Raw genomic sequence first — 10,507 nt, 5'->3', positions numbered from 1 at the left:
TATTTTTGTTTTTCTGCCGCACAGCGGCTTCGTTCAACAAGGCGTTAGTTGTCTATTTGTAATGTTGAGTTTAGTGTCAGTATTTATACAGGTATGAAATGAATAATCTTGCTAAAAAAGTATTTTATAAAATGTTACGAAGTACATTTGTAGCATACTGGTATTTTTATTCCTTAGAATTAAGGTACGAAGATAAAGGAGGGCATCATTTTGTTGCTGCTTTCGCTTGTTTTTTTTCATTTTTCTTATTTATAGCTGGTCTATCTGGGCTAATTTCATTATTTGATCTTATATTTCCAAATTATAAATGGTTTTTCTTACTTATTTTTCAAGCATAAGGCCATCATTTACAGATATACTGCGAGTTGATGTAAATACAGTTTATTTTGGAGACTACAATGAAAAAACTAACCACTAAAAAAGAGATAGAAAATAAGAAAAAGAATAAATTAATCATTATTGGTACAGCGCTATTTTTCTTGTTTATTGGAATATTTATCGCCGTTGAGCAAAGTAATAAGCCTGACATAACACCGTATTTGTACGCTGAACATGCTGCTGAATATGGTAATAAAAATGCAAAAGTCACTATTGTTGAATTTTTTGACCCTGCGTGTGAGTCTTGCCGCGCGTATTACCCTTTAGTAAAACAGCAAATTAAACAATATGGTGGCAAAGTTAAACTGATTGCGCGTCCTGTTGCATTCCATAAAAATGTTGACCAAGTGGTTGCTGCATTAGAAGCCAGTAAGCTTCAAAACAAGTTTTGGGAAGCCTTAGGTGTTGTTTTCTTTTACCAAAGTAGCTGGGCAATAAACCATACTGCCGACGTGAACTTGGTTTATCCCTACTTGCAAGGTATTGGCATTGATATCGATAAGCTTAAGGTTGATATGAAAAGCCAAGCGATTGCAGATGTTATGAAAAAAGATACAGAGGATGCAAAAGTATTAAGAGTATTAAAAACCCCAACATTCTTTGTTAATGGCATCGTATTAGAGCAGTTTGGTGCAGAGCCATTTAAAGCGCTGATTGAAGAGCAGGTAAAACGTGCTTATGCACAAGAGTAATATTTAAGCTAAGGCGTTTAAGGTGGGACTTTTTATTATACGCCAAGGGTAATGTGAGGGGCTAAAGCTGAGGTATTCTGTTTTGCTCCTCTATCTTATTCCTGCACAATCAGTTAAATGGCATATTTTGCATTTATTACTTTAAAAAATAGTCATTCAGTTTGTTATCTACGTTAACATAAGCCCACAACCTCATTTTACTCCAAGGAATAACGCAATATGAAACTGATGGATCATGTCTACTTAATGGCAGACTATAACCAGTGGATGAATCAAAAAGTATATGAAGCAATAGGTGCAATGCCACCAGAAAAGTTACATGAGGATAAAGGTGCATTCTTTGGGTCTATTTTTGCTTCGTTAAATCATATTTGCGTGGGTGATACTTTGTGGTTAAAGCGCTTTGAATCTGTTTTACAAAAGCATCAGGCTTACGCGCCTATTTTAGCATTAGCGATGCCGGAATCACTGGATGCATTTCTTGCTAATAACTTTATTGAGCTGAAAGATCGCCGCGTATTATTAGATGAAACCCTGTTAGAGCTAACAAGCTTACTAACTGATGAAGAGCTGTTACAGCCAATCCGTTACCTAAATAGCAAAGGGGTGACGGCGAACAAAACACTGTTTAATTTATTGATGCATGTGTTTAATCACCAGACACATCATAGGGGCCAAATCACTACATTACTGAGTCAATCGGGTATCGATGTAGGTATTACAGACTTGGTTTTTATACAGCCAAACGTTAATTAGACTTGTCTCAATAAAAATAAACACTAGGCCTAATCACATGAACTAGACCTAGTGTTAAAATTACGAGCTACGAGCTACGAGCCAACTAACAGCTAACCAATTAACAGCTAACCAACTAACAGCTAACCAGCTAACCAACTAACAGCTAACCAATTACCGTCCAATCAATCCATCAACAAGACCGCATTATTCTCTGCGCCTATTTCTTCTATCTGTAATGCTATAGACGACTGTTTATTACTGTAAATGACAGCCAATAAAGCGATGCTAGTTGATGCAAACATCAATATCACTACGGGTAATACTTGGCCCATACTAATAAGTGCTGCAATAGCACTGATGGTGGCAGCGGTCGCACATTGTAGTGCGCCTAATACCGCCGAAGCAGTGCCGGCATCTTTTCCGAAGAACTTCAAAAAACAAGCATTTGAATTTGAAACGATGCCACCATTTGCACTCACTGTCATCACAAATGCTGCAACAGAGAGGGCCAGGTAATGCGGCAAAAAAATGGTCGATAATACTAATAAGAAGGCACCACAAACCTGCATTGATAACCAAAAACGTAATAATATTGCGCTTTCAAAACGATTGAGCAAAAAGGTATTGATACGGTTAATGATGATTAAACCAAAAATATTGAGTGCGAATAATATCGAAAAAGTATCGGCACTGACTTTAAAAGCCCCCATATAAATCATTGCTGAGTTAGTTACAAAAGTGATCATCACCGCGAATGCAAAGGACTGTGCAATCATGTAACCCAAAGCTTGTTTATGTTTAAACACATCAATGAACTTTATACCTTTTGTGCGCTTAGTAGCTGCCTGTTTCGTTTTCGAGGGTTGATGCGGTATAAACTTTATCGCCATGATAATAGCTAAGATTGATACCCCGGTGACGAAGTAAAAAATCCAATGCCAGTGATGATGCGAGAGAATAAAATTACCCACACTTGGCGCGATAGAAGGCGCTACCATCATAATTAATGATACTAAAGCAAATAATTTAGCCGCTTCTTTTCCGTCTGCATTGTCGCGAATAGTCGCGGGTACGCCAACGATCGCAATGCCGCCACCAATAGCTTGCAGAATTCGCCATAACCATAACTCGCTGATTTGTGTGCTGGTGGTCAATAATAAACTGGCAAGTGCAAAGAGGCCTAAGCCTAAGACCATGATCGGCAATCGACCGTGTTTATCAGACAGTGGCCCGCCAATTAATTGGCCCACAGCTAGCCCTAAAATATAGAGACTGACAGTCATTGATAACATTGAAATATCGACCTGCATTTCGTTGGCAATAATAGGCAGGGCGGGTAAGTAACTATCAATGGCAAAAGGAGAGACTGCATAAATACACGAAAGTGTAATGATGAGCATTTTGCTTATATTCTGTTTGTTGTTGGACATATCTACCTCTTAGTATCTTTCTAGAAAGATACTAGGTGGATTTTATCTTTCTAGAAAGATACTAGGTGGATTTTATCTTTCTAGCAAGGTATATTTACGAGTTGTTCAATAAATACATAATAATAATATTTAACGGCTTATTTCATAAGTCGCATAAAAGGGATGATAATGAATAAGAGTGTGCGCGAAATAGTATTAGCCATGCAGGAAAACTGGCCTGAATGCGCAGCAACCATGTCTGTACCTTTGTTAAAAATAACGCGAATTCAAGATATCTATAAAAAGAAAATAGATGCATGTATCGTGCAATATCAGCTGCAACATACTGATTTTAGTGTATTAGCCACATTAAGACGTAGTGCGACCCCCTATTGTTTATCACCCACCGATTTATATAAAAGCATGTTTTTTAGTTCGGGCGGATTAACCAAAGTATTAGGACGTTTAGTTGAAGCTGGGTTGATTGAACGCTTAGATAACCCTGAAGACAAACGCAGCAAGTTGGTAAAATTGAGCATTAAGGGTAAGCAGTTAGTAGAAATAGTGATGCCGGAATTACATAAGCAACACGATCATTTATTGCAAGGGTTGTCTGCTCAGGAAATAACGCTGTTAGATAGTTTGTTAGGAAAAATACTGGAAAATCACGAGTAAGCGCTAATAATATTTGCTGTGTTGCTGGAAGGATTAACTGGCTGTTAGTCATATATTTAAGCAAACACATCGCACTTTAGGCGCGATGTGTTTTAGTGGATTAGTCTGTGTAACAACTATCCCAATCACCGTAGTTAGCATCGCCAACTAATATTTTAAATTCAACTTCACCCACTTCTTTAACGATAACTGCACGTGCGATTTCTATCATTGCGTTTAAGTCTTCTTGCTCTGTAAAGAAGTTAATCGCTACGTGATACTGTTCATTAAAATAAGCAGTAAACAGATCCCAATTTTGCTGACATTCAATTAAAGCGTCATCTACTTGATCGAATTTTTCAATATCTGCGCTGAAACGGATCTCTGCACAGGTTTGAGCAAAAGGGCCAACAGCCATTTTTTTCATGTGACGTGCTTTATGGTGACTTTTAATAGTTGGTTTTTCCATTTCTGGAACAGTAATAATATTCATAAGTTGCCTATTTTAAATAAAAGGGGCGTGTGTACGCCCAATAAAGGTCTTCGCTAATGCGATTGAGCGGGAGCATAATCTAGCTTGTTTAGCGACGCAAGCTAAAGCGATATAATGAGCTGGTTAAGATAAGCTTAAGAACGCCACAATTGATTAGTGGCGCGGTGTAATTGCCCTATAAAGCTGTTTCTTTCCTGCCACGACCTTCTGTATATTTTCCTTTAAAGCTTGCTCCCTTATAAAAATTTAAGCAGAAAAATAGGCATAAGCACATGATAGTTAGCCCTGTTTTTTATGCGTCAAAGTCATGATTATTTTTTCCCCTCAATTTTCCACTTCAATTTTTCACCTCAATACCCTACCTCAATAGCCGCCTCATAACCCAAATCACAGGTGAATGAGAATTTAGGATAAGGGCCATATTTATTGATTAGTGACCATTACTTAAATAGTTTTTTGATAATGGTTATCAAAAAACACTTTATCTATAAAATGTAATGTTATAACATTACATTTTGTTTTGATCATTTAGCATAAATAGATTAGGTTTTGCATATCAATAAATTCAATTTCACTCACTCATCCCTGTCATTATTGCTCAGTGGCATTACCTTTCGGTTGTCACTTGCACTCACGCTTATTGCGTTCGTGTGGGGCAGTTTTTTCCTGCTCTTTTAAGGCTTTATTGTGATTCATATTTCTCAACTCACTGTTTATTATAAGCAGTTATTAGCCCTTGATGACATTAATGTCGAAATCAAAGAAGGCGAAATGGTCGCTATTGTTGGCGCAAATGGCGCGGGTAAATCGACGCTTTTAAAATCTATTATGGGACAAATAAACGCGCAATATGGGCAGGTTACTTTCAGCCGTCATGGTTTAAAGCAAATAGCGTATTTACCGCAAAGCCAAATGATTGAGCGTCAATTCCCGATCACCGTCAAAGAATTTGTAGCTGCGGGGTCATGGCGAAAAACGGGGATATTTAAACGATTTACGCAGGATTTGTTAAAACAGCTTTCCCATTGCCTTGAGCAAGTGGGCCTTGCGCAATCTGAACAAAAACAAATTTCAGAGCTCTCTGGCGGACAATTTCAACGCATGCTATTTGCGCGTATGTTGATGCAGGATGCTGAAATATTAATTCTAGATGAGCCTTTTAATTCAGTGGATATGCAAACCACGCGCGATTTAATGAAAGTGATTAATGATTGTCATCAAGCAGGTAAAACCGTGATTGCTGTAGTACATGATTTACCACTGGTAAAACAGTTTTTCCCCGAGGTATTAATGATCGCTAAAAGCATCGTCGCCAAAGGGCCAACTCACCAAACCTTGAGTGAAAATAACCTAAGCGCGGTCGGTTTTCAGCTGACGAATAACTGTATTGACGAACACCTTGTGTGTGAAGGAGTTTGCTAATGTTTGACTATTTTATCGCCCCTTTTAGTGATTACACCTTTATGAGCCGAGCCTTATGGGGTTGCTTAGTTTTAAGCTTAAGTGCCACACCGATTGGTGTGTTTTTAACACTGAGAAAAATGAGCCTCAGTGGTGATGCCATGGCCCATGCGATATTACCGGGCGCTGCGGTTGGCTTTTTAGTCTCTGGTTTATCTATTTTTGCAATGACCATTGGCGGCATTGTCGCGGGCTGCATTGTGGCACTGCTTTCTGGCATGGTAGCCAGGCATAGTCGCGCTGAAGAAGATTCAAGTTTAGCTGCTTTTTACCTGTTATCACTGGCGGTAGGGGTGCTGATTATCTCCTCTAAAGGCAGCAATGTAGATTTATTGCACGTGTTATTTGGATCGACTTTAGCGCTGAATAACGAAGCTTTATTATTACTCAGTGGCATCGCTAGCATTACATTATTAGTCTTGGCTATTATCTACCGCGCGTTAGTTTTGGAGTGTGTTGATCCGGCCTTTTTTAAAAGTGTCAGTCGTTTTGGTGCGGTAGCACATTACCTCTTTTTATTATTAGTGGTGCTTAATTTAGTGGCGGGGTTTCATGCATTAGGCACTTTGATGTCTGTGGGGTTAATGATATTACCGGCTGCCATTTCCCGTTTTTGGAGCAACCGTTTAGGCGTGATTATTTCACTATCATTCGTTTTTGCTGCCATTAGTTGTTACTTGGGATTATTACTTTCTTACCATTACGAGTTTGCGACAAGCCCGGCGATCGTACTGGTATTAGGGTTATTTTATATCGCCTCAATCATCTTAGTAAAACAATGTGGCAGTTTCTTAATGAAGCGTGCCTCGCTAGCAAAATTATCAATAGAGCAACCAATACAAAACCCATCATCGATACACAAAGGACAAAGTAATGTTTAAATTGAACAAACTATTTTTAGTGGCATGTTTAACAAGTGGTTTATTTTCCACTGTTGCCCTCGCTAATGAAAAAGTAAAAGTCATCAGCAGTTTTTCTGTGCTTGGCGATATCGTACAAGAAATTGGTGGTGATAAAATCGCACTGACCACATTGGTCTCAGAAAATGGTGACGCTCACGCCTTTAAACCCAGCCCTAAAGATGTCAGAGGGGTTTCAAAAGCAGACTTAATTGTCACGAATGGTCTTGGATTTGAAGGCTGGTTACCCCGTTTGATTGAAGCATCGCATTTTAAAGGTCAGCAAGTGATCGCGAGTAATGGCATCAACTTATTAGAAGGGGGCCATGACGAGCATACTGATGAGAAAGGCGGTGATGAGCATCACGCAGAGCATAAGGATCATGATGAACATAAAGGCCATGACGATCACCACGATGAAGATAAGGGACATGATGATCAACAAGACGATATGGGACATGATGAACATCATGATGATCAACACGAAGAACATAACGAGCATCAAGGCCATGATACTCACCATGATGAAGATAAAGATCATGATGGGCATAAGGACCATGATGATCACCACGAAGAACATCACGAGCATCATCACGATGGAATCGACCCACACGCTTGGCACAGCATTAGTAGTATTGAAATCTATGCGAGTAATATCGCTAAAGGGCTAACCGACGTTGATCCTCAACATAGTGACTATTACGCTGCTAATTTAGCGACCTACTTAATAAAGCTAAAATCACTCGATAACGACATTACTGCCATGTTTAATAGCGTGCCGGCAACACAACGCAAAGTGATTGTTGCGCATGATGCCTTTGCATATTTTGCTCGTGATTATGGTATTGATTTTCATGCCTTACAGGGGACTAGTACGGATTCTGAAGCAAGTGCCGCTGACATAGCGGGTGTGATAGATCAAATTAGAGATAACAATATCAAAGCGATATTTATCGAAAATGTCACTGATAATCGTCTTATCAAACAGATCAGTGAAGATACAAAAGTGACCGTGGCAGGTAAGCTTTATTCTGATGCGTTGTCTGGTGAAAATGAGCAAGCATCCACTTATTTACAAATGATGAAATACAACGCAACAACTATTTATAACGCGATTAAATAGTTTTGTAACTACTCCGCACGTCACTATTTAAGATATGTTCAAGATAAAGCTTCAGTTATCTGACGATAACCATGTTGAAAAATGCTCATTTAAACGACTAAACTGTGCTTTTTCGCCTTGAACTAAGCATAAATAGCTTAGTCCTGAGCTGTTATGTCTTTTTATAAAATAAGTGGTGATTTGGGTCGCCACTTATTTTATTTGTAGCGTTATTATTCACTGATTTCATTAATACTCTTCAACCCCTAAAAATCTTCTTCCCTAATAAGCAAAACTGTATTTATTCACTTGTGAAATTTTTAATCGCTAGGTACGGTCAATATACAAGTCAATCTACCTAATCCTATCGCTAAGGAAAAATATGCACTTTAATTCATTAATCAATCACTCAGAAGATTGGGTGAAGCAACTTAACACAATCGCAGAAACAACGGGCTTACACTCTATTTTAGTCATGGCATCCTTACCTACAACAATGAAAGTGGTCTTTGCTAATCATCAACCGATTTATAATCAACACGATGAAGGCCCTAAAAGTGTTCAAGAAGGTTGCCATGAATTGTATTGCGAGCGAGTGGTGACCACTAAGAAACCACTTTTAATAACGGATGCAAGTGTGCTACCTGAATGGATGAATAACGAGGATTTAATTAAATTTGGCTTAGGGACTTATTTAGGTTTTCCTATTTTATTTGATAATAACGTTATTGGTACTGTCTGTGCGCTTAATAAAGAAGAGTTTGATTTTCAAATGGGCTCGCCGAGTGCTTATCAGCAACTTGTCGATCTTAAAGATAAAATTGAACAAGCGATTATTTTAAGCGCGTAGAAGTAATTTTCTATTATGCTCAGTCGGGGCTGACATTACCCTCAGGCTGAGCGTTTATCACTGAATCCCCTCTCAATGTATTCCCTTATCTGCATCTTAAATAACGATCAACGACTGTCTTACTCCAAGTGAAATTAGCAAAATAGTGCAAAGGATAGACTCTTTTATAAGAGTTAACTCGTGCTGTTATTTAATCAATAAATTACCAATTATTAATTGAAAAAAGTGAATTACTACTGACACCACGCTGTCAGTAGCACAGTGTTATTGTTCTGTCATCGCCAAACCGGTGATTGAGAACTTCACTTAAAGGAATAACATTATGTTAGAACATTCACCATTAGTTTGGGCTGAAATAGCCGTGACTGACATGAACCGTGCAATGGCATTTTATCAAGATAATTTTGCTTTAACGTTTAAGCAAGAAACCATGAACGATATGGAAATGGCGATCGTTGAAACCACTACCCAAGGTGATGCCAGTGTTGCCTTACTAAAACATGAAATGATGGTGCCTAGCAGAGATGGCAGTACCGTTTATTTGCATCTTACTGCGACTTTGCAAAATAAAGTGACAGAGCTTGAGCAAGCGAATGTAGAAATTTTATTACCGGCCATGCCGATTAAAGACGGAGAGTGTGGTTACATCGCTATCTTTATTGACAGTGAAGGTAATAAAATTGGGTTATGGTCGCAAAACCTGTAATGATTAAAAGTAGTTAATTGTTCAGATTGGTATCAGCAAAGCCCAGTTGTTATCTGGGCTTAAAAATATGAGAGTGCAATGCGTCGTGCCGATAGATTGTTTCAAATAATCCAACTGTTAAAAACCCGTCGTCTAACCACTGCGAATTTATTAGCTGAAGTGCTAGAGGTCTCTACGCGTACTCTTTACCGAGATATCCAAGACTTAATTGCTAATGGCATTCCCGTTGAAGGGGAGGCGGGTGTAGGGTATTTATTACGCCACGAAGTTGATGTGCCACCACTGATGTTTAACGAGTCTGAACTTGAGGCGATTCAAATTGGCATGAGAATGGTTGAAGCATGGGGAGGCAATGAACTAGCCAATGCAGCTAAACAAGCGATGATCAAAGTATCGGCTGTATTACCACCCAAGTTACAAACCTTTAACTCATTAATGTTTGCGCCCAGCTTTTATCAAGCATCCTCTGAGTTTCAACATATCGATCTGTTACGTAAAGCCGCACGTGAGCGTGAGTACCTACAACTTGACTATTCAGATGCAAAAAAAGCGCAGACTGCTCGTGAAATTAGACCACTGGCTATCCATATATGGAAAGGCACTTGGACGTTACTAGCATGGTGTGAATTAAGACACGGTTTTCGCAACTTCCGACTAGACCGTATTATTTCAATTTCGTTAACACAGCGATTTGTCCCCATGACAAAAGACCAAGAACTCGATAACTTCATTGAAAAAATGTGCCAAGAGCATGGTGAGAATACACAATAATTTGTCTATTGATGATTAACACTGCTAGCGTCTCAATTCCTCTCTTTTAATGCTTCTTGCTCATCCTTTAGATCGAAAATACGTTGCAACGGCCTAAAGGCTCACTTCCAAGGGAGCTTTGATAGACCGTTATTTGGAAGGAGGTGCTTTTTCCCTGTATGGCAGATGGATATAGCAGGCGCTGTTGTATTTGAGTGTTGTTAGACTAAGCTTTAGTTATTATTACTTTGAAATTCAAGGTGTAACTATGATTAACAATAAGCTAAAAGGCATTCTCAAAGAAGTTACCAATCTAAACTACCTCGACCTAAAAAAGCGACGACATGAGGTCGAAAATAACATTTCAAACAATCA

Annotated in this window: 12 protein-coding genes; 10 read left to right on the top strand and 2 right to left on the bottom strand. The window is 38.7% G+C overall.

The annotated features are described in order from the left end of the window. The first annotated feature begins 98 nt into the window (after positions 1–98). From CXF74_RS19685 to CXF74_RS19675, 3 genes are all read left to right on the top strand, one after another. Positions 99–338 carry a hypothetical protein gene (locus CXF74_RS19685; protein WP_101084229.1) on the top strand — a complete coding sequence of 80 codons (240 nt, stop codon included), beginning with the start codon at positions 99–101 and terminating at the stop codon, positions 336–338. A 60-nt stretch (positions 339–398) separates the two neighbouring features. Next, positions 399–1,070, top strand: coding sequence for a DsbA family protein (locus tag CXF74_RS19680; protein WP_101084228.1), 672 nt, complete (start codon positions 399–401; stop codon positions 1,068–1,070). Positions 1,071–1,289: 219 nt separating this feature from the next. After that, positions 1,290–1,826, top strand: a complete 537-nt coding sequence (locus CXF74_RS19675; RefSeq protein ID WP_101084227.1) for a DinB family protein — start codon at positions 1,290–1,292, stop codon at positions 1,824–1,826. A 164-nt stretch (positions 1,827–1,990) separates the two neighbouring features. On the opposite strand, the gene CXF74_RS19670 is transcribed toward CXF74_RS19675, so the two are convergent. Continuing rightward, positions 1,991–3,238 (bottom strand): multidrug effflux MFS transporter, encoded by a 1,248-nt coding sequence (locus CXF74_RS19670; protein ID WP_101084226.1) that lies wholly within the window; start codon positions 3,236–3,238, stop codon positions 1,991–1,993. 168 nt (positions 3,239–3,406) lie between these two features. Between CXF74_RS19670 and CXF74_RS19665 the strand changes: the two genes are divergently transcribed. Beyond that, positions 3,407–3,892, top strand: a complete 486-nt coding sequence (locus CXF74_RS19665) for a MarR family winged helix-turn-helix transcriptional regulator (RefSeq protein WP_101084225.1) — start codon at positions 3,407–3,409, stop codon at positions 3,890–3,892. Between the two features lie 100 nt (positions 3,893–3,992). Here the strand turns inward: CXF74_RS19665 and CXF74_RS19660 are convergent, their stop codons facing one another. Then, positions 3,993–4,364, bottom strand: a complete 372-nt coding sequence (locus tag CXF74_RS19660) for a hypothetical protein (RefSeq protein WP_101084224.1) — start codon at positions 4,362–4,364, stop codon at positions 3,993–3,995. Between the two features lie 687 nt (positions 4,365–5,051). Between CXF74_RS19660 and CXF74_RS19655 the strand changes: the two genes are divergently transcribed. The 6 genes from CXF74_RS19655 to CXF74_RS19630 all read left to right on the top strand — a co-directional run bounded on the left by CXF74_RS19655 (position 5,052) and on the right by CXF74_RS19630 (position 10,153). After that, the gene (locus tag CXF74_RS19655; RefSeq protein WP_232772596.1) at positions 5,052–5,786 is read left to right on the top strand and encodes a metal ABC transporter ATP-binding protein; all 735 of its coding nucleotides are present in this window, start codon (positions 5,052–5,054) and stop codon (positions 5,784–5,786) included. Continuing rightward, complete coding sequence (locus CXF74_RS19650; protein ID WP_101084223.1) at positions 5,786–6,706, top strand: metal ABC transporter permease; 921 nt, start codon at positions 5,786–5,788, stop codon at positions 6,704–6,706. Before CXF74_RS19655 ends, CXF74_RS19650 begins: the two co-directional genes overlap by 1 nt. Beyond that, the gene (locus CXF74_RS19645) at positions 6,699–7,847 is read left to right on the top strand and encodes a metal ABC transporter solute-binding protein, Zn/Mn family (RefSeq protein WP_101084222.1); all 1,149 of its coding nucleotides are present in this window, start codon (positions 6,699–6,701) and stop codon (positions 7,845–7,847) included. The genes CXF74_RS19650 and CXF74_RS19645 overlap by 8 nt, the downstream gene beginning before the upstream one ends. 361 nt (positions 7,848–8,208) lie before the next feature. Continuing rightward, positions 8,209–8,676: a GAF domain-containing protein gene (locus CXF74_RS19640; protein ID WP_101084221.1), complete on the top strand. Its 468-nt coding sequence runs from the start codon at positions 8,209–8,211 to the stop codon at positions 8,674–8,676. Between the two features lie 322 nt (positions 8,677–8,998). Continuing rightward, entirely contained in the window at positions 8,999–9,382 is a 384-nt protein-coding gene (locus tag CXF74_RS19635) for a VOC family protein (protein ID WP_101084220.1), read from the top strand. A gap of 78 nt (positions 9,383–9,460) precedes the next feature. Further along, entirely contained in the window at positions 9,461–10,153 is a 693-nt protein-coding gene (locus tag CXF74_RS19630; protein ID WP_101084219.1) for a helix-turn-helix transcriptional regulator, read from the top strand. The last annotated feature ends 354 nt before the right edge of the window (positions 10,154–10,507 follow it).

Origin of the sequence: Psychromonas sp. Urea-02u-13 (genome assembly GCF_002835995.1) — a bacterium.
Taxonomy (GTDB): domain Bacteria; phylum Pseudomonadota; class Gammaproteobacteria; order Enterobacterales; family Psychromonadaceae; genus Psychromonas.
The sequence above is the reverse complement of the archived record's forward strand: the minus strand, read 5'-3'. Positions and strand labels throughout refer to the sequence as shown.